This window comes from Clostridioides sp. ES-S-0054-01, assembly GCA_021561035.1.
In the GTDB taxonomy this organism is placed as follows: Bacteria; Bacillota; Clostridia; order Peptostreptococcales; family Peptostreptococcaceae; genus Clostridioides.
Map to the genome: position 1 here is coordinate 3,630,645 of CP067346.1, position 21,392 is coordinate 3,652,036.

The window sequence follows — 21,392 nt, forward strand, 5'->3', positions numbered from 1 at the left end:
ATGATTTTGCTTATCATATGGATTTTATATTTTAAGTTTCTTAATTACAAACTATATTCAATAAATATATAATAAAGTAAAAAAAAAAAAATAACAACATATAAAAGAATATAAATACTTTAAAAAAAGCATCAATATCACTGATATCAATGCTTTAAAAGGCAATTTAATTCGTATTATTTATCTAACTATTTTTAACATAGCAAAGATAATAAATTCCTCCAACTACTATAGAACCTCCAATGATGTTTCCAAGTGTTACAAACACCAAATTAGTCATGAATTGAACCATAGTTATATTTGCTCCTAATGCCATTCCCATTGGTATAAAAAACATGTTTGCAACGCTATGTTGGAATCCACATAACACAAATAGCATTATTGCTGTCCAGCATGAAGCTAATTTTGATATTACGTCTTGAGATGCTGTAGACATCCATACAGCTAAAACTACTAGAATATTACAAAGTATTGCTTTTAAAAACATTGAAACTATAGTTGAATTAACTTTAGCTTCTGCCACAGCTATAGCTTTTGTAGCTGCATCCCCTGTCAATGTAGAAGAATAAAATACAAGTGCTACTAACAAAATTGAACCTACTAAATTTGCAAAATAAACCAGTCCCCAGTTTCTTAACATTTTTCCTAATGTTATTTTTTTGTCCATAAGTGGAATAAGCATTAAAGTATTTCCAGTAAATAACTCTGCTCCTGCTACCACTACAAGCATAAGACCTACTGGAAAGACCATAGCACTTAAAAAACCCGCTACTCCTGGGTCTATCTTGCCAAAAGTTTGGCTAACTATCATACTCCCCAATGCCCCTAAACCTATAAATGCTCCTCCAAATAAACCTAATAAAATTGCATTTTGTGTTGAAATGTTTGCTTTTTTAATGCCTGCACTTATAGTTGCTTGTGCAGTTTCCCCAGGTGTCAAGAATCCTTTACTCATAAATCCTTCCCCCTTAAAAATTATACTTTTACTTGTCTTTTTATGGCAACAATTATATAATAACAATATAATATATAATAATTTTTATTAACATAAAAAATATATTATACGCTTATATATACTTGTCTTATATAATTATATTATTTATTATATAACAATTTTGTTAACTTCGAAATAATTTATATTGAATTTGAAAAATTTACCTTTCGATTATTTATTTTACTTTTTTATTGTTGAGGTATTATATATAATAGATATATGTTTGTGTTATTATATATAATTACTTATTTTAATAAATATTTGAAGGAGGAAGTTTTATGTTCGATATATCATTTTTCGAAATGTCAATATATGAAATAACAGTTACTACAATATATATAATTAATTTTATGGTTATACTGAACCTTATCTTTAGAGAAAAGAGAAACATAAATACAACTCTAACATGGCTTATTATATTAGTATTGATTCCTGCCCTTGGATTCATACTTTACATAGCTTTTGGTAGAAATATTTCAAAAAACAATATGTTTAGATTGAAAGAAAAGGATGATAAGATAATCAAAAGTAATATACTAGATACTCAGGTTAAACTCCAATCTACATCTGAAATTGATTCAGATATACATCAACATAAGGATATGATTTATGCATTGGCCAATTCAAATAATGCTCATTACACCAATAATAACGATGTGTGGATTTATGCTGAGTCTAGTCAATTTTTTAACAGTCTTCTTGAAGAACTTAAAAAAGCTGAAAAATATATAAACATACAATTTTATATTTTCAAAGATGACAAAATTGGAACTGAAATAATAGACGTTCTAGTAAACAAGGCTAAAGAAGGTGTTGAAGTAAGACTTTTATTTGACGCAGTTGGTGGTAGAACACTAAAAAATAGTACACTTTCCAGACTTAAAGAAAGTGGTGTTAAAGTTGGAAGCTTCTTCCCATCATTCTTAAAAATTGTAAACTTTAACTTAAACTATAGAAATCACCGAAAAATTATTGTCATTGATGGTAAAGTAGGATTTGTAGGTGGATATAATATTGGTGACGAATATTTAGGTAGAAATCCAAAATTTGGCCTATGGAGAGATACACATACTAAGCTTACTGGTGATTGTGTAATTGACCTAAATATGAGATTTATCCTTGATTGGAGATACACAACTAAAGAAGATTTAGACTTAGAAAAGTACTTTTTGGAAGAAGCAAACTCTAATCACCTTTCTGAAAATATTGGAATTCAGATAGTATCAAGTGGTCCAGATATATTAGAACTTGACGAGATTAAATATGGTTACCTCAAAATGATTCAGAAAGCTAGAAAGTATATATACATACAGAGTCCTTATTTAATACTTGACTCAACATTTATAGATACTTTAAAAATAGCTTGTTTATCTGGCGTTGATGTGAGAATTATGATTCCTTCTAAACCTGACCATCCCTTTGTATACTGGGCATCATATTCATATGCTGGAGAACTTTTAAAATTTGGAGCTAAAATCTACACTTATGGTCAAAATGCATTTTTACATGCTAAGACAATAGTTATAGATGACTCTATATGTTCTATAGGAACAGCCAATATGGATATAAGAAGTTTTGAGCTTAATTTTGAAGTAAATGCATTTATGTACTCTTCAAAAAAAGCATTAGAGCAAAGAATTATATTTGAAAATGATATTTTAAATTCAAAAGAAATAACATTAGATATATATAATTCTAGGTCTACTTATATAAAAATCAAAGAATCAATTTCCAGACTATTATCAGCAGTTTTATAAATCTTTTATTTTATAAAAATTTTACATTTTAGTTTATTTTTTAAAGTTTTTTATATGTATTATTTTTTTTTTATTGAATTTAGCTCATTTTTTTTATTTTTTTTAACTATTCTGAATTATTTTATATTATAATAGACTAGTATAGTTTTTATTTTTAATTAGGTAACTTTTTTGCATTGTTTTTATGAATAAAGAAATTGTTGTATATTATTCTTTCTTTATTGTTTTGGTTTTGTTCACCAACATAATGTTGGAGTCAACTCATGGTTAATTATTTTATGAAAAATAATAACTTTAAAAAGAAAAGGGGGATTTGTTATGTGCGATTTTATTTCACACAACAAGCAATTATTTGACGAACTAGATATATTTATTGACTCTCTTGCAACAAAGGAAGGCGCGTTAATACAAGTTCTACATGAAGCTCAGGGCATATTTGGATATCTTCCAAAAGAAGTTCAGCTTCATGTTGCCAGAAAACTTGGAGTAGCTCCTGCAAAGGTGTATGGGGTTGTTACATTCTATTCTTATTTTACTACAGAACCTGTAGGTAAGTATAAAATCAGTGTCTGTCTAGGGACTGTATGTTTTGTAAAAGGTGCTGACAAAATTTTAAGTGCTTTTGAAAAACAACTTGGTATAAAAGTTGGAGAAACTACTAGTGATTTTAAATTTTCTTTAGAAGGTTTAAGATGTTTGGGGGCATGTGGTTTAGCTCCAGTTGTTACTGTAAATGGTAAAGTTTATGGTAAAGTAAAACCTGACCAAGTAAGCGAAATATTAGATACTTATAGAGAATTAGAATTGAATTGTTAAGAGGGGTGAATAAATAATGCGTAAAGTAAATTCATTTGATGAATTAAAAGTTTTAGCTGATGAGCTGAAACCTAATCTTAGCTTAAGAAAAAATTATTCTAAGGAAAATGTATTAAGAAGAGAATTACTTGTTTGTTGTGATACTGGATGTACATCTTCAAACAGTCTGGAAATAGTTAGTGAATTAGAAAATGAAATAAAAAAATCAGGAATCCAAGACAAGGTTAGTGTTCGTTTGACAGGTTGTTTTGGTTTCTGTGCTCAAGGTCCTATCGTAAAAGTTTATCCTGATAACGTTTTCTACGTAAAGGTTGATCCATCTGATGCTGAAAAGATAGTTCAAAGCCACTTAATTAGAAATACAGTTGTTGAGGAATTATTATATGAAGAAGAATCTTCAAATAAAAAAGTAGAAGAACAAGAAGAAATGTCCTTCTATAAAAAACAGTTACGTATAGCTTTAAAAAATTGCGGGCTTATAGACCCAGATAGTATAGAAGAATATATTGCCAATGATGGTTATTTGGCTCTAGGCAAATGTTTAACTTCTCTTACTCCTCAAGAAGTTATTGCAGAGGTAAAAACTTCTGGTCTTCGTGGTAGAGGTGGCGCTGGTTTCCCTACAGGTTCTAAATGGGAAGCTGCTTCAAAAAATCCAGCTGGTCCAACAGATAAAAAGTTTGTTGTATGTAATGCTGATGAGGGTGACCCAGGTGCATTTATGGATAGATCTGTACTTGAAGGTGACCCACATAGTGTGCTAGAAGCTATGGCAATATGTGGATATGCTATAGGTTCTGATACAGGATATATATACATAAGAGCAGAATATCCAAAATCTATAGAAAGATTAAAAGTAGCTATAGCTCAAGCTGAAAAATACGGTTTACTTGGTGAAAATATCTTAGGTACTGGATTTAACTTTAAATTAGAATTAAAATATGGTGCAGGTGCTTTTGTTTGTGGTGAAGGTACAGCACTAATGCATTCAATTGAAGGTAGACGTGGTGAGCCTAGAATGAAGACTTATAGTTCTTCTAAGAGTGGTTTATGGAAATCTCCTACTTGCTTAAATAACGTTGAGACTTTTGCTAATATACCTGCTATTATACTTAAGGGTGGAGATTGGTTTGCTAACTTAGGTACTGAAGATTCTAGTGGTACTAAAGTCTTTGCTCTTGGTGGAAAAGTAGAGAATGTAGGACTTGTTGAAGTTCCAATGGGTACTACTTTAAGAGATATTGTATTTGAAATTGGTGGAGGAATCCCTGAAGATAAGAAATTCAAGGCTGTTCAAACAGGTGGTCCATCTGGTGGATGTATACCAACTGAACATTTAGACACTCCTATAGACTTTGGTTCATTAAGTTCTATCGGTTCAATGATGGGCTCTGGTGGTATGCTTGTTCTTGATGAATCTGACTGTATGGTAGATATAGCCAAGTTCTTCCTTGAGTTTACTGTTGAAGAATCTTGTGGTAAATGTACACCTTGTCGTATAGGTACTACAAGATTATTAGAAATATTAACTAAAATTACAGAAGGTAATGGTACTCTACAAGATTTAGATGACCTAGAAAACCTTGCTGAAACTATACAAACTGCTTCATTATGTGGTCTTGGTAAAGCTGCTCCAAACCCTGTTTTAAGTACTCTTCAATATTTCAAAGATGAGTATATAGCTCATGTTGTAGATAAGAAATGTCCTGCTGGTAAATGTCAGAACTTACTTTCTTACTTTATAACAGATGACTGTAAGGGTTGTACAAAATGTTCTAGAGTGTGTCCTGCTGGTTGTATAACAGGTTCTGTTAAGGAACAACATACAATAGATACTTCTAAGTGTCTAAAATGTGGTGCTTGTATAGATAATTGTACATTTAACGCTATAATCAAGAAATAACTTATTTGGAGGAGGAATAACAATGAGTTTAGTTAATTTAACTATTAATGGCAAACACGTTTCAGCACCTAGTGGAACTTCTATCTTAGATGCTGCGAAATTAATAAATATAAAAATACACAACCTTTGTCATTTACATATGAATGAGATAGATAAGCTTGACACTTGTGCTTCTTGTCGTGTTTGTATGGTTGAGACAGAGAGAGGCTTAGTTCCAGCTTGTGGAACAGTTATAAAGGAAGGTATGAAGGTTCAGACTAATAGTGCAAAAGCATTAAATGCTCGTAGAACTATTGTTGAATTACTGTTATCAGACCATCCACAAGATTGTTTTGTATGTGAAAAAAATGGAGATTGTGAATTACAGACTATAGCTGCTGATTTGGGAGTAAGAAAAATAAGATATCAAGGTTCTAAATCTTTTGCAGGTAAAGACACTTCTACTAAATCTTTAGTTAAAGACCATTCTAAGTGTATATTATGTAGAAGATGTGAAACTGTATGTAATGATATACAAACAGTAGGAGCATTATCTGGAGTTAATCGTGGATTTAATACTTTAGTTAGTACATTCTTTAACTCTGATATGGTTGAAACAGAGTGTACATTCTGTGGTCAATGTATATCTGTCTGTCCAACTGGGGCATTAACAGAAGTAGATAATGTACCTAAACTTTGGGATGTTTTAAATAAAAAAGAAAAAACTATAGTGGTACAAGTTGCCCCTGCTGTAAGAGTTGCTATTGGAGAAGAGTTTGGTTTAGAACCAGGTTCAATCTCTACAGGAAAAATGGTAGCTGCTTTAAAGGCACTTGGATTTGAACATGTATTTGATACAAACTTTGGTGCAGACTTTACTATAATGGAAGAAGCTACTGAATTTATAGAAAGAATCCAACAAGGTGAAAATCTTCCTATACTAACAAGTTGTTGTCCTGCATGGGTAAACTTCTTAGAGCATAATTATCCAGATAAATTAAACTTAGCATCTAGCTGTAAGTCTCCTCAAGGTATGTTCGGCTCTATAGCTAAAAACTACTATGCACCTAAAATATTAGGAATCAAGCCTGAAGAACTTTATGTTGTGTCCGTAATGCCTTGTGTAGCTAAAAAATATGAAGCTTCAAGAGAAGAATTAAGTGAATCTGGAATACTAGACGTTGACCTTTCTATAACTACTAGAGAGTTAGCTAAGATGATAAAAGAAGCTGCTATCGATTTACCTAATCTTCAAGACCAAGATTTTGATAATCCTTTAGGAAAATCTACAGGTGCTGCATCTATATTTGGAGCAAGTGGTGGAGTTTTAGAAGCTGCCCTACGTACTTCATATGAGAAGATAACTAATAAGACTTTAGATAACGTAAACTTCACTAATGTTAGAGGTCTTAAAGGAATTAGAGAAGCAAGTATAGATGTTGATGGAACTACAGTTAATGTATGTATTGTAAATACACTTAAAAATGCTAGAAAGATTATGGATAAGGTTAGAAGTGGAGAATGTAAATACCATATCATAGAAGTTATGGCATGTCCTGGTGGATGTGTTGGAGGTGCTGGTCAACCTTATCACCATGGTAATACTGAAATAGTTGATAGACGTGCAAATGCGTTATATGAAATAGATAGAAATAAAGCTATCCGTAAATCTCATGAGAATCCTGATTTACAAGCTATTTATAAAGATTTCTTTGGAGAACCAAATAGCGACGTAGCTCATAAATACCTTCATACTCATTACTTTGATAAGAGTTGTATTTATGGAGAATGTCCACAAGAATGTGCTTGTGAAGAAGCTAAATAACCTCTAACAAATTAAAAAATTTATTCTCAAATAAAATGGGGTGTCTCAAAATGAACTTTTTAGTTTATGAGGCACTCTTTTTTATGAAATCAAATATATTTTCATAATTTCAACAATGAAAAAGAGGCTTCTCTATTTTGAGACAGCCCCTTATTAGTTTAATCAATTAAATTATATTTCTAAATAAGCTTATCTATTAATTAAATAATCCCTGCCATTCTCATAAGTTGCTTTGCATTTGTAGTTTTACATCTTCCATTCTTTATCCTATAGTCAAAATGAATTTTATCATCTACATAGTACTCTGAGAAATGATAGTTCACAACTTCAATATCTCCACTACCTGAAAGGTCACATAACTCAAAGTCATGTGTTGTCACCATACTTATAATCCATGGTCTTGATAATTTCTTCACTGCCTCACTTGCTCCAACAATTCTATCGGCAGAGTTAGTACCCCTAAAAATTTCATCTACTAGAACCAACATTGGCAACTCTTTTAAACTATATTGAATCATTGATTTTATTCTAAGAATCTCAGCATAAAAAGTTGATATTCCTTTACTTACATCATCTTGTATTCTCATAGATGTGAATATAGCCATGCAAGTCGCATCAAAACTCTTAGCACATACTGGAGCACCTGCATACGCCAATACCAAGTTTACACCTATGCTTCTTAAAAATGTTGTCTTTCCAGACATATTTGACCCTGTAATAATGCATGTCTGAGAATTTAACTGTATTGAATTTGCTATGACACTTTTTTCTGCGATTAGTGGATGGTACACTTCTTCCACTTTCAATCTTGGAGTATCTTCATATTTTATTACTGGAAAACATGTATTCTCCTTTACATTGGCAATAACTGTTAAACTTATTAGAGCTTCAAATTCCCCAATAGATTCAAGCCAGCCTCTAATTTGATTTCCATATATACCTTTCCATCGTTCCAGAGCTTCTGCACAATGATAGTTCCACATTAAAGCACCACAAGCAATTATATATATTATCTGATTATATCTTAGATTTACAGCATTTCCTATTGAATTCAATTGTTTAACACCTTTTGAAACTCCACTTCCCTTAGAAAGCTTCTCTTGCAATTCTTTTAGATAAGCACTCTCAAACGTCTCTTTTTCTAAAACCTCAAACATTTTCTCATATACTTGTATACTTCTACTAAATGAAAATAATGGAGAAAGAGTTTGCATAAGTCTTGGATGTCCAAAACCACTAAATCCCAACTGGATTATAAAAAGTAAAAAAACAGGTAAAATAGGTAAAAAACCTAACGCAAAGAATATAAAAGATAAGATTGTAGCAGTAGGTAAACCCCAAGTAAAAATATGCATCCATTTGGGTATATATACATTTTTATTTTCTCCATACTCTATAAATGTTTCTATACTCCCATCAGAGTTATTTTTTTGCTCCTTACCAATTATATTACTCAGTGTTTGAATATGAATAGAAAACTCATCTTTTGATAAAAGTTCTTTTATCGCCATTTGTCTCTCTGATATTATCTTTTCGTCTGGATTTTCATTCCACAATGACTTAGCCAAAGACTTCTTACCATAAGATGTATTAGCCACACAGATATATTGATACAATGAAGCTCTTCCAAATAAATCCAAGTCTTTTGCTTGTGAATTATCATCTTTTAAATATTTTTTGCCATCTAGTTTAAACTCTTTCCATCCATCTCCAAATCGTTTGATATACTTGTCTATTATTTCACTCTTACTTTTAAAATACATTTCTTCTTCTTTTACTTTATTATGAATAACTAAGAGTGATATAAATAATATAATTGCTATAACTCCAACAAAAATACCCACTATATTTTTATTATAAAATCCAATAGCAAACCCTGCTATCACTATCAAAAAAGAGATTAATCTTGCTGTGCTTATATTATTTGATTTTTTACTTAATAGCAATTCTTTTTCAGTAGTACTTTCTAAAAGTTTACTAAAATAATCTATTCCCATAAAAAATTCCAACTTTCTTATTATATAATAAAATTCAAATATAAAATTAATCTAGTATAATTTTAATCTATTATTTTAAATTGTCCTTATATGATGATATATTATTAATAAATATTATATACAATTTAATTTTAATATTATTCTGTGCTACTTAGTATCAATTAATTTTGATAATTTTTTAGTAAACTCTTGAGCTGCATCATACCCCATTCCTCTTTGTCTAAAATTCATTGCTGCTACTTCTAATATCATAGCAGTATTTCTTCCAGGTTTAACAGGTACAACCAATTTCTCTACATTAACACCAAGTATTTCCTCATATTCTTTATCAAGCCCAAGTCTGTCATAGTACTTAGTTTCATCCCAAGCTTCTAGATGGACTACTAAATCTATCATTTTAGAATTTTTAATTGCCCCTACTCCATACAGACTTCTAACATCTATTATTCCTATTCCTCTTATCTCAAGAAAATGTCTTATCAATTCAGGTGACTGCCCCATAAGCATACTTTCGTCTAGTTTTCTTATTTCTACAGCATCATCTGCAACTAATCTATTGCCTCTTTGAATCAATTCTAACGCTGTTTCTGATTTTCCTATACTACTTTCACCTTTTATCAGTACACCTATACCATAAATATCTACTAGCACCCCGTGAATTGTTGTATGTGGTGCTAACTTATTATCCAAATAATTTGACAGTCTATTTATAAGTCTAGTGGTATTTCTGTTTGTACTCAAAAGTATTCTTTTATATTTTTTAGCTTTTTCAATTACATCGGGCTTAATTTCCAAATCTCTAGAAATTATTAGAGCTGGTATTTCATATGAGAAAAATCTATCTAGTACTTCTTCTCGAATATGATTATCCATTAATCCAAAAAAATTATATTCTGTCTTTCCAACTATTTGTATCCTTTCATACGCAAAATAATCAAAATATCCTGCAAACTGTAATCCTGGTCTATTTATATCTTGTGAGTAAACATAATAATCTACATCATCGGGCATGTATACTACTTTTAACTTCAACTCTTTTATTATATCTCTTATTGACACCTTATTGCTAGTTTCCATTAATTTTCTTCCTTTCTAAAAAAATTATAAACATTCTCTGCAGTGCTTTTATTCATTCCATCTACTTCTAAAAGTTCTTCCATAGTAGCTTTTTTTATAACATCTACGTCTTTAAAGTGATTTAGTAATGATTTCTTTCTTTTTTCACCTATTCCCTGTATATCATCTAAGATAGATTTTGTCAAAGCTTTATTTCTTAAACTTCTATGATATGTTATTGCATAATTATGAACTTCTTCTTGTATACTAGCAATAAATCTATATAAATTAGTTGTTTTATCTAGTTCTATTTCTTTTTCTTTACATATCAATCCTTTAGTTCTATGTTTATCGTCTTTATACATTCCCCAAAGAGGTATATCTATATCATTAAGTTCTAATGCTTTTTTTACTGCACTAACCTGTCCCTTTCCACCATCTAATAATATCAAATCAGGTAAATTCCCATGCTTCAATCTTCTATCTACAATTTCAGCCATAGAATCATAATCATTAGGTCCAATAACTGTTTTTATTTTATATCTCCTATATTCTTTTTTGTCCTTCTTAGCATTTGTATATACTACCATAGAACCAATTGAATCTACACCTTGTATATTTGATATATCAAAAGCCTCTATTCTTATTGGCAACTTTTCCAAATTTAATAATTTTTTTAATTCTTCTAATGCACCAATGCTTTTTTCGTATTTTCTTTTGTTCATATCAGAAAACTTTTCAAGATACTCTACAGCATTTTTTCTGACCATTTCAACTAAGCTTTTCTTTTCTCCTTTTTGTGGAACTCTTATCGTTACTTTTTGACCCTTTTTGGATGACAACCATTCCTCTAATATAGAACTATCTTCTATCTCATCTTCTATAATTAATTCTTTAGGTATATATTCTTGCTCATTGTAAAATTGTTTTACAAATGAACCTAATATAGAAGCTCTTGGACTATCCATTACCCCTTCTAATATAAAATGTTCTCTACCTACAATCTTACCATTTCTTATAAAAAAGACTTGTACACAGGCTTCATTATGGGCTCTTGCCATTGCAACTATGTCTTGGTTCAAGTCACTTACATTAGCATCTATTTTTTGTTTCTGTATCATCTCTTCAAGGCTCTTTATCTTATCTCTATATACAGCAGCCTCTTCAAACCTAAAGTTCATAGAACTCTCATTCATTTTTTCCTTTAAAAGCTCCATCAATTTTTCTTCTTTACCAGATAGACACATTATAATCTCTTCTATCATTTTTCCATACTCTTCTTTAGAAACATTTCCTGTACAAGGTCCTAAACATTTATTTATGTGTAGATTTAAACAAGGTCTTGTCTTATTCTTTATTGCTTTATCTATATCTATTTTACAGCTTCTTATTGGATACGTACTACTTATAAGTTCCAAAGTATCATTCACAGCAGTTATATTGGTATATGGACCAAAATACTTTGCCTTATCTTTAAGAACTCTTCTAACTTTTAAGATTCTTGGATAATCTTCATTCGTAGTTACTTTTATATATGGATAAGTTTTATCATCTCTAAGCACTACATTATACTTTGGTCTGTATCTTTTTATTAAATTACATTCAAGTATTAATGCCTCTAATTCTGAATCCGTTATAATATACTCAAATTTATATATATTCTTAACCATAGATTTTACTTTAGATGTATGGTTTTTTGAAGATTGAAAATACTGCCTTACCCTATTTTTTAGAGATATGGCTTTTCCCACATATATTATATGGTCGTATTTGTCTTTCATTAAATATACTCCGGGCTCAGAAGGTAATTTTTTTAAATGCTCTTGTATATCAAACATCTCGCCCTCCAAAACATTAAATTTTATACTAAAATTATACCCTAAAATATGAAATTTAAAAAGTTATACAATTTCCAGCACTTTAGACAAGTTAAAGCCCATATTCCCTTCTATAATTGATTTAAAAACAATTTTAACCATGAAGAGTAATATGGACTTTACTTTGGATTACTATTTACAACTTGTATTTGACTAATTTACTTATAACAGAGCAACTTAGCTTATATATCTCTAAAATTTTTCACAATTTATATAATTTAAGAAAAATATTTCTTTAGGAATTGACCTGTATAAGAACCCTCAACTCTAGATACTTCTTTTGGAGTTCCAGTTGCAACTATAGTTCCACCTTTATCTCCACCTTCCGGTCCTAAGTCTATTACATAATCACAAGTCTTTATAACATCTAGATTATGCTCTATAACTATAATTGTATTTCCTGTATCTGCTAATCTTTGTAATACTTGGATTAGCTTATCTACATCTGCCATATGAAGTCCAGTAGTAGGTTCATCTAATATATATAAAGTCTTTCCTGTTGGTCTTTTACTAAGTTCAGCAGCTAATTTTATACGTTGTGCTTCCCCTCCTGATAATTGAGTTGAAGGCTGTCCTAATTTGATATACGAAAGTCCTACATCCATTAAAGTCTCTAGTTTTCTTTTTATATTCGGTATATTTTCAAAAAACTCAACAGCTTCTTCCACATTCATATCCAGTATATCAGATATAGTTTTATCTTTGTATTTTACTTGCAATGTTTCTCTATTATATCTTTCACCTTTACAAATTTCACAAGGAACATATACATCTGGTAAGAAGTGCATTTCTATTTTTATTATTCCATCACCCTTACAAGCTTCGCATCTACCACCTTTTACATTGAAACTAAATCTTCCTTTTTTATAACCTCTTGCTTTAGCTTCATTAGTAGCTGCAAAAATATCTCTTATAAAGTCAAATACGCCTGTATAAGTGGCAGGATTTGAACGAGGTGTTCTTCCAATTGGGCTTTGGTCTATATTTATAACCTTATCTATATTTTCGATTCCTTTTATTTCCTTATGCTTACCTGCTCTTTGTTTAAACCTATTTACTTTACTTGCAACACCTTTATAAAGTATGTCGTTTATCAATGTACTTTTTCCAGAACCTGAAACACCTGTTATACATGTAAATTTACCTAATGGGAATTTTACATCTATATTTTTTAAATTATTTTCTGATGCTTTAACTACTTCTATAAAATTTCCATTTCCTTCCCTAGTAGTCTCTGGAAGCAATATTTGTTTTCTACCACTTAGATACTGACCTGTTATTGAGTTTTCATTTTCAATTATTTCATCCAAAGTACCCTGCGCAACTATCTCACCGCCATGTATGCCTGCACCTGGACCAATATCTAAAACATAGTCAGCTTCTCTCATTGTATCTTCATCATGCTCTACAACGATTAAAGTATTTCCCAAATCGGTTAGATGTCTAAGAGTAGCTATAAGCCTATCATTATCTCTTTGATGAAGACCTATACTTGGCTCATCAAGTACATATAAAACTCCAACTAATGCAGAACCTATTTGAGTTGCTAATCTTATACGTTGTGCTTCTCCTCCTGATAAAGTTCCAGCTTTTCTTGATAAATTTAAATAATCAAGACCTACGTCTCTTAAAAACATAGCTCTTCCTTTTATCTCTTTTATAATCTCATGAGCTATAAATCTTTGTTTTTCTGTAAGATTTATATTTTCCATAAAGTTAATCAATTCATTTACAGATAAGTTTGTAACTTCCATTATGTTTTTTCCATCAACCAAAACAGATAAAACTTCTTTTTTAAGTCTTAACCCTTTACATTTTGGACATGGTCTTTCTGCCATATATTCTTCAATCTTATCTCTCATGTACTCTGAGTTGGTTTCTCTATATCTTCTCTCTAAGTTTACTATTACTCCTTCAAAATATGACTTATAATTTCTAGTTCCTCCAAATTTTGATTCATAAGTAAACTCTACAATTATATTGTCTTTACCATAAAGTAATTCCTCAACAAAATCCTCTGGTAAATCTTTAAATGGAGTTGTCAAAGATACATTAAAGTGTTCTGCTAAGCTTTTTATCATTTTACTATAATAAGTATCATCATTAACACCTGTTGACCCCCATGCAGCCACTGCACCTTGTTTTATTGATAAATCTTTATTTGGTACAACCAATTCTGGGTCAACTTCCTTACTTTCCCCAAGACCATTACAAACATCACAAGCACCAAAAGGAGCATTAAATGAAAACATTCTTGGAGATAATTCTTCTATACCTATTCCATGTTCTGGGCATGCAAATTTAGTTGAAAAAAGAATTTCCTCTCCATCTATTATTTGGGCTATTACAAGACCATCAGATAGCTTAACTGCAGTCTCAATTGAGTCTGCTAATCTAGATTCAATTCCATCTTTAATTACTATCCTGTCTACTACAACCTCTATATTATGTTTTTGGTTTTTATTTAGAGCTATATCATCACTGACTTCATAGTTTTCACCATCAACCCTAACTCTTACAAATCCTTCTTTTTTGATACTATCTAAGACTTTTTTATGTGTACCTTTTTGCCCTCTAACAATTGGTGAAAGTATTTGTAACTTCGTTCTATCTGGAAAGTCTAGCATCTTATCAACTATTTCTTGAATAGTCATTTGACTTATTTTTTCACCACATGTAGGACAATACACATCTCCTACTCTTGCAAATAATAGTCTTAGATAGTCATATATTTCTGTTACTGTTCCAACAGTAGAACGTGGATTTTTTGATGTAGTCTTCTGGTCAATTGAGATAGCTGGTGATAAACCTTCAATATATTCTACATTTGGCTTCTCCATTTGACCTAAAAATTGTCTAGCATAAGCAGATAAACTCTCTACATATCTTCTTTGACCTTCTGCATATATTGTATCGAATGCCAAAGAAGACTTCCCAGAACCTGATAACCCTGTAAAAACAATAAATTTATCTCTTGGTAGTTCTAAATCTATATTTTTTAAATTATGCTCTTTTGCTCCTCTTATTATAATTTTATCTTCCATAACGTTGTTTTTACCTTTCTATTTTTCCAATTTTTCTTCTAATTGTTTTATTTTATCTCTAAGTTCTGCTGCTCTCTCAAATTGTAAATTTTGAGCAGCCTCCATCATTTCTGATTTTAATTTTTCTATATTATCTCTTATTTCATCTTTATCATCTGTGTCAGATATTCCATATACAACTTCTTCCTCTGCCACCTTAGTAGCTTCTATACTATCTCTTATATTTTTCTGTATAGTCTTAGGAGTGATATTATGCTCTTCATTATATAAATTTTGTATATCTCTTCTTCTCTTTGTTTCATCAATAGCATTTTGCATTGAGTCAGTTATTCTGTCTGCATACATGATTACTCTTCCATTTTCATTTCTAGCAGCACGTCCAATAGTCTGTATTAACGCTGTTTCGGAACGTAAGAAACCTTCTTTATCCGCATCTAAAATTGCTATCAGTGAAACTTCTGGTATATCCAACCCTTCTCTAAGTAAATTTATTCCTACAAGTACATCAAATTTTCCTAGTCTTAAATCTCTTATTATTTCTGTTCTTTCTAGTGTAACTATATCTGAATGCAAATATTTAACTTTTATTCCTATCTCTTTAAGATAATTAGTCAAGTCCTCACTCATTTTTTTAGTTAAAGTGGTTATAAGTACTCTTTCATTTTTTTCTATAGTTTTAGTTATTTCTCCTACTAAATCATCTATTTGATTATTGATAGGTCTTACTTCTACAATTGGATCTAAAAGCCCAGTTGGTCTTATTATCTGTTCTGCTATAGTCTCTGAATGTTGGATTTCATAAGGTCCTGGTGTGGCACTTACAAACAACATCTGATTTATATTTCCTTCAAATTCTTGAAAATTTAATGGTCTATTGTCAAGTGCAGAAGGTAATCTAAAACCATTCTCTATAAGTGATGTCTTTCTAGACCTATCTCCTGCATACATACCTCTTACTTGTGGTATAGTAACGTGTGCCTCGTCTACAATTATTAAATAATCATCTGGAAAGAAGTCCATTAAGGTATATGGTCTCTCTCCTTCTGACCTTCCTGTAATATGTCTTGAATAGTTCTCTATTCCTTGACAAAACCCTATTTCCTTTAGCATCTCTATATCGTACTTAGTTCTTTGCTCAATTCTTTGTGCTTCTAAGAGTCTATCATTCTCCTTGAAAAATTTAATTTGTTCTTGAAGTTCATCTTCTATTTCTACAATCGCCTTTTCAATTCTTTCTGGAGTTGTTACATAGTGAGATGCTGGGAATATAACAACATGATTTCTAGTACCAACAATCTTTCCTGTTACATAATCAATCTCCGTTATCCTATCTACTTCATCTCCAAAAAACTCTATTCTTATTGCTTTTTCATCATTACTAGCTGGGAATATCTCTAGTATATCTCCTCTAACTCTAAAAGTACCTCTTGTAAAATTTATGTCATTTCTTTCGTATTGTATCTCTATTAACCTTTTTATTACATCATCTCTGTCTCTTTGCATACCTGGTCTTATAGATAACATAAGTTCTTTATAGTCTTTTGGGTCACCAAGCCCATATATACAAGATACAGAAGATATTATTATAGTATCTCTTCTCTCTAAAATAGATGCTGTAGCAGAATGTCGAAGCTTATCTATTTCGTCATTTATACTTGCATCTTTCTCTATATAAGTGTCACTGTGAGCTACATATGCTTCTGGTTGATAGTAATCATAGTAACTTACAAAATATTCAACTGCATTGTCTGGGAAAAATTCTTTAAACTCACTGTAAAGCTGTGCCGCTAGTGTCTTATTATGAGCCATTATTAGGGTAGGTTTCTTAACTTGCTGAATGATATTTGCCATTGTGAATGTTTTTCCTGAACCCGTTACTCCTAATAAAGTTGAAAATTTCTCGTTTCTATTTATAGAATCCACTATTGATTTAATAGCTTCTGGTTGGTCACCTGTAGGTTTGAAGTCTGATTTTATTTTAAAATCCATTATATCACTCCTTTTTTCGAACATTAGTTCCTAACATGTATTATTATATCATACCTTTATAAAATTGTTTAAGTTATTTTAAATATTTTACCCATTTAAATTTTACTTAAATCTAAAATATAAAAAAAGGAGTTATCTCGAAATTCATTTTTTCTAATCAAATGTTTATTTTAAGACATCCCCTTCTGTTAAGAGCAAAGTTTTGTGATTAACAGTTATTAATATCACAGATAATAATTTAGTTCTTCTGCTTTGCTCTCATCTCATTTTAAATTGACACAGGATTCTTAAATTTATTTAGCCTATCAGTTTTATGGTTACACGGTTTTACCTAAAAATTCAACAGTTATATTCAACACTGTTAATATTAAATAAATAAGTGTTGATTTAATAAAGTTCATTTTCTAGAAACGTTGAATTTGTCTGTATTGCATCAGATAATTAAAAATTTGGCATGTAGATTGCTATAAATAATTGTATAGATAAGAAGGGAGGTAAAAATGTGAATCAGATTATTTTAGCAAGTCATGGAAGCATGGCAAAAGGAATAAAAAATGCTCTAGAGATGATTATAGGGAATGCAGAATCAGTTAAAGCTTTTTCTTCGTATAGAGATGAGGAAGAAAATATAAAAGTATTAATTGAAAAAGTTATCAAAGAAAATTATGAAACAAAGGAAATTTTTATATTAACAGATATTTTAGGGGGAAGCGTAAATAATGAAATGATGTCTTTACTTAAGGATTATCCAAAGATACATATAATTTCTGGAATTAATCTACCATTAGTTATCTCTATAGCAATATGTAATGAAATTTCTATAGAATTATTAAAAGAATTTATTAAAGATAGTCAGCAATCAATCGTTTATTGCAACGAATTAATTAGAGAATCAATCAGTGGAAAGGATGAGGATTTATGATTAAATTAGTTAGAATTGACCATCGCCTATTACATGGACAAGTAGTTTTTTCATGGACAAAGAGCTTGAGTATTTCAAGAATAATTATAATTGATGATTTTTCAGCAACAGATGAATTAAAGAAAATATCTTTAAACTTATCTAAACCTTCAGGTGTAAAGTTGAATATTTTTACAGTTAAAGATGCACTTTTTAAGATGAAAAAGATAGAACAATTAAATGAAAATATAATGTTAGTATTTGGTAGTACTAAATCAATACGTAAATTTTGTGAGGAATATCCCAATATTAAAGAAATAAATTATGGAGGAATTGCTAAGAAGGAAAACTCAACTCAATATAGTAATGCAATTTTTTTAAATGAAGAAGAATTAAACGATTCAATAAAGCTTAAAGAAATGGGAATTAAGCTATATATGCAACAGATACCAACTTCTAAATCAGAAGATTTAACATCTAAAATTTAAATTTATATATAAGGAGGTTAAAATATGTTATTTCAATCAATATTACTAGGTCTTATAGGTGTGTTTTGTATTCTGGACTCTAGATTATTAGGCCGTTTAAATTTTGAGAGACCTCTTATTGTGAGTACTTTAGTAGGTATAGTTCTAGGTGATATGGAAAAAGGGTTGATGGTAGGTGCTTCTCTTGAATTAATGTCACTTGGTATAGTAAATATAGGAGCAGCTGCACCGCCTGATATGAATATGGGATCAATAATAGCAACAGCATTTGCCATACTTTCTAATTCAGATGCTGAAACAGCATTAACAATTGCAATTCCAATTGCTGTATTTGGTCAGATGCTCGCAATACTAATTAGAACTATACTTTCAAAAATGACTCATACATCAGATTATTTTATAGAAAAAGGCGAATATAAAAATGCATGTAGAGTTCATATCATTTGGGGGCCGATTTTATATTCATTTATGTACTTTTTACCTATTTTTTTAGCTATATATTTTGGAACAGATTTAGTAAAAAGTATCGTAGACAATATTCCAGGATGGTTAACAAACGGTTTAACACTTGCAAGTAAAATATTACCTGCTTATGGTTTTGCTTTATTACTAAGTACAATGCTTTCAGGTAAAATGTTACCTTTCTTATTGATTGGATTCTTTATCACCGCATACTCAGGGTTAAGTGTAACAGGTATAGCAATATTTGCTTGTACATTATCCTTCATATTAGCTGAATTTAAGTTTAAAAAAGAAAATCAATCAGTAGATGAATTAGATAGCATTAATGATTTTGATACGCTATAAATCTCAAAAGAAGGAGGAATAGAAATGGAAAGCAAAAAAATTTTTAAAAAAGAAAAAGATAAAAATGCTTGGAAGTATAGAAAATTCTTTTGGCGTTCATGGAGTATTCAAGCATCTTGGAATTATGAAAGACAAATGAACATGGGATTTTTATATGGTATTTCACCTATTCTTGATGAAATCTATAAAGATCCTAAAGATGCTGAACTTAAAAAAGATGCATATAAAAGACATTTGAGATTTTATAATTGTACACCTCAAACAAGTGCATTTGTGTTAGGTTTGAGTGCTGCAATGGAAGAACAATATTATGAACATAGAGAAAATATTGATCCAGAATCTATAAATGCAATGAAAACCTCATTAATGGGACCTTTATCAGGCGTTGGCGATTCATTTTTTCAAGGTACTATTCGTATCTTAGCATTTGGTCTGGGAATAAATCTTGCTCAGCAAGGAAGTATAGCAGGACCAATATTAGCAATTTTAATATCTTTTATACCATCTTATTTTGTAACATACTATGGTGGCAAAATTGGTTATTTAATGGGAAATAAATATTTATCAAAATTATATAATGAAGGACTTATGGAGAAAGTAATGTATGTTTGTTCGATAGTTGGGTTGATGGTTATTGGCTCAATGATGGCAAGTATGATAGGAATTACTACTCCAATAACTTTTAATAAATTTATATTACAAGATGTTTTAGATGGAATTGTACCACAAATTATTCCATTAGGGATAACTTTTCTTATGTATTGGCTATTAAGGAAAAAAGTTAAAACAGGATGGATGCTTACAATATGCATAGCTAGCGGATTATTATTTAGTGCTCTAGGCATATTTGCTTAAAAGCTAAAGATTCCAAATGGAATTGAAAATAAATTTAATAAATATGTATAAGTTTTATAAAAACAGGAGGATTTAAAAATGATTACTAATATGACACCAAAACAAATTATTGAGGACATCAAGGTAAAGCAAAGTGAAATTAAAAGTGTAGTTTTTGTAGGATGTGGAGCTTCTAAAGCAGAATTATATCCAGCAAAATATTTCTTAGATGGCAATTCAAAAAAAATACGTATAAGCCATTATACTGCAAACGAATTTAACTATGCTACTCCAGAAGCTGTAGATGAAACAACAATTGTTATATCAGCATCATTAGGTGGAACAACTCCAGAAACTGTAAAAGCTAATGAGAGAGCAAAAAAATTAGGAGCTCATGTTATAACGTTAACTCATTCAGTAGAATCACCATTGACTAAGGATGCAGAATATGTAATCTATCATAGATTTGCTGAAAGCTATGGTGCAAAAATAGAAAAAATGGGATTTGCTTTAGAGTTAGCAATGGAGATATTACAACAATTTGAAGGATATGATAATTATGAAGTAATGAAAGATGGATTTGATAAGATTTATGATTTAGCAGATAAAGCTGCTATTTCAGCTAGATTATATGCTAAAAAATTTGCAGAAGAATATAAAGATGCACCAGTTATATACGTAATGAGTAGTGGAGCTACACTTGAGGTTGCTTACTCTACATCAATTTGTTTAATGATGGAAATGCAATGGGTTAACTCAGGAACATTTCATTCAGGGGAATTCTTTCATGGACCATTTGAGATAGTGGATAAAGATGTGCCATTTATATTATTTATGAATGATGGTAGAACAAGAGCAATAGATTCACGTGCATTAACTTTTTTAAATCGTTTTAATGCAAAAACAACTGTAGTAGATGCATTAGACTATGGGCTATCAGCTGAAATTTCAAAATCAGTAATAGATTACTTCAACCCTATGTTGTTAACGGCTGTGTTTAGAGTATATGCTGAAGAATTATCAGAAGCACGTCAACATCCATTAACTAGGAGAAGATATATGTGGAAATTAGAATACTAATATTGAATTAAACGAAACTCTAGCAAAGAAATTGAAAGCATTCAA

General features: G+C 30.3%; 15 protein-coding genes. 9 read left to right on the plus strand and 6 right to left on the minus strand.

Annotated features, from left to right (window positions below):
- Positions 1-184: 184 nt before the first annotated feature.
- Positions 185-955, minus strand: a complete 771-nt coding sequence (locus tag JJC02_16540; GenBank protein ID UDN54452.1) for a formate/nitrite transporter family protein — start codon at positions 953-955, stop codon at positions 185-187.
- A gap of 317 nt (positions 956-1,272) precedes the next feature.
- Here JJC02_16540 and cls point away from each other — a divergent pair, with 317 nt between their 5' ends.
- The 4 genes from cls (at position 1,273) to JJC02_16560 (ending at position 7,274) form a co-directional block, all read left to right on the plus strand.
- Entirely contained in the window at positions 1,273-2,751 is a 1,479-nt protein-coding gene (gene cls / locus JJC02_16545; protein UDN54453.1) for a cardiolipin synthase, read from the plus strand.
- A gap of 318 nt (positions 2,752-3,069) precedes the next feature.
- Entirely contained in the window at positions 3,070-3,567 is a 498-nt protein-coding gene (locus tag JJC02_16550; protein ID UDN54454.1) for an NAD(P)H-dependent oxidoreductase subunit E, read from the plus strand.
- 16 nt (positions 3,568-3,583) lie between these two features.
- Complete coding sequence (locus JJC02_16555) at positions 3,584-5,470, plus strand: NADH-quinone oxidoreductase subunit NuoF (protein UDN54455.1); 1,887 nt, start codon at positions 3,584-3,586, stop codon at positions 5,468-5,470.
- 22 nt (positions 5,471-5,492) lie between these two features.
- Positions 5,493-7,274, plus strand: coding sequence for an iron hydrogenase small subunit (locus JJC02_16560; GenBank protein UDN54456.1), 1,782 nt, complete (start codon positions 5,493-5,495; stop codon positions 7,272-7,274).
- Between the two features lie 200 nt (positions 7,275-7,474).
- On the opposite strand, the gene JJC02_16565 is transcribed toward JJC02_16560, so the two are convergent.
- From JJC02_16565 to uvrB, 5 genes are all read right to left on the minus strand, one after another.
- Positions 7,475-9,271 (minus strand): mannonate oxidoreductase, encoded by a 1,797-nt coding sequence (locus tag JJC02_16565; protein ID UDN54457.1) that lies wholly within the window; start codon positions 9,269-9,271, stop codon positions 7,475-7,477.
- Positions 9,272-9,418: 147 nt separating this feature from the next.
- On the minus strand, positions 9,419-10,348 hold the full coding sequence (locus tag JJC02_16570) for an HPr kinase/phosphorylase (protein ID UDN54458.1): 930 nt from the start codon (positions 10,346-10,348) through the stop codon (positions 9,419-9,421).
- Entirely contained in the window at positions 10,348-12,165 is a 1,818-nt protein-coding gene (gene uvrC, locus JJC02_16575) for an excinuclease ABC subunit UvrC (GenBank protein ID UDN54459.1), read from the minus strand. Before uvrC ends, JJC02_16570 begins: the two co-directional genes overlap by 1 nt.
- Before the next feature lie 257 nt (positions 12,166-12,422).
- Positions 12,423-15,248 (minus strand): excinuclease ABC subunit UvrA, encoded by a 2,826-nt coding sequence (gene uvrA, locus JJC02_16580; GenBank protein ID UDN54460.1) that lies wholly within the window; start codon positions 15,246-15,248, stop codon positions 12,423-12,425.
- Positions 15,249-15,266: 18 nt separating this feature from the next.
- Positions 15,267-17,237 (minus strand): excinuclease ABC subunit UvrB, encoded by a 1,971-nt coding sequence (gene uvrB / locus JJC02_16585; GenBank protein ID UDN54461.1) that lies wholly within the window; start codon positions 17,235-17,237, stop codon positions 15,267-15,269.
- 502 nt (positions 17,238-17,739) lie between these two features.
- Between uvrB and JJC02_16590 the strand changes: the two genes are divergently transcribed.
- The 5 genes from JJC02_16590 to JJC02_16610 all read left to right on the plus strand — a co-directional run bounded on the left by JJC02_16590 (position 17,740) and on the right by JJC02_16610 (position 21,347).
- Positions 17,740-18,159, plus strand: coding sequence for a PTS fructose transporter subunit IIA (locus JJC02_16590; GenBank protein ID UDN54462.1), 420 nt, complete (start codon positions 17,740-17,742; stop codon positions 18,157-18,159).
- Positions 18,156-18,626, plus strand: a complete 471-nt coding sequence (locus tag JJC02_16595) for a PTS sugar transporter subunit IIB (GenBank protein ID UDN54463.1) — start codon at positions 18,156-18,158, stop codon at positions 18,624-18,626. The genes JJC02_16590 and JJC02_16595 overlap by 4 nt, the downstream gene beginning before the upstream one ends.
- 24 nt (positions 18,627-18,650) lie before the next feature.
- On the plus strand, positions 18,651-19,433 hold the full coding sequence (locus tag JJC02_16600) for a PTS sugar transporter subunit IIC (protein UDN54464.1): 783 nt from the start codon (positions 18,651-18,653) through the stop codon (positions 19,431-19,433).
- A 24-nt stretch (positions 19,434-19,457) separates the two neighbouring features.
- The gene (locus JJC02_16605; protein ID UDN54465.1) at positions 19,458-20,288 is read left to right on the plus strand and encodes a PTS system mannose/fructose/sorbose family transporter subunit IID; all 831 of its coding nucleotides are present in this window, start codon (positions 19,458-19,460) and stop codon (positions 20,286-20,288) included.
- 90 nt (positions 20,289-20,378) lie between these two features.
- Positions 20,379-21,347: an SIS domain-containing protein gene (locus tag JJC02_16610; protein ID UDN56448.1), complete on the plus strand. Its 969-nt coding sequence runs from the start codon at positions 20,379-20,381 to the stop codon at positions 21,345-21,347.
- The last annotated feature ends 45 nt before the right edge of the window (positions 21,348-21,392 follow it).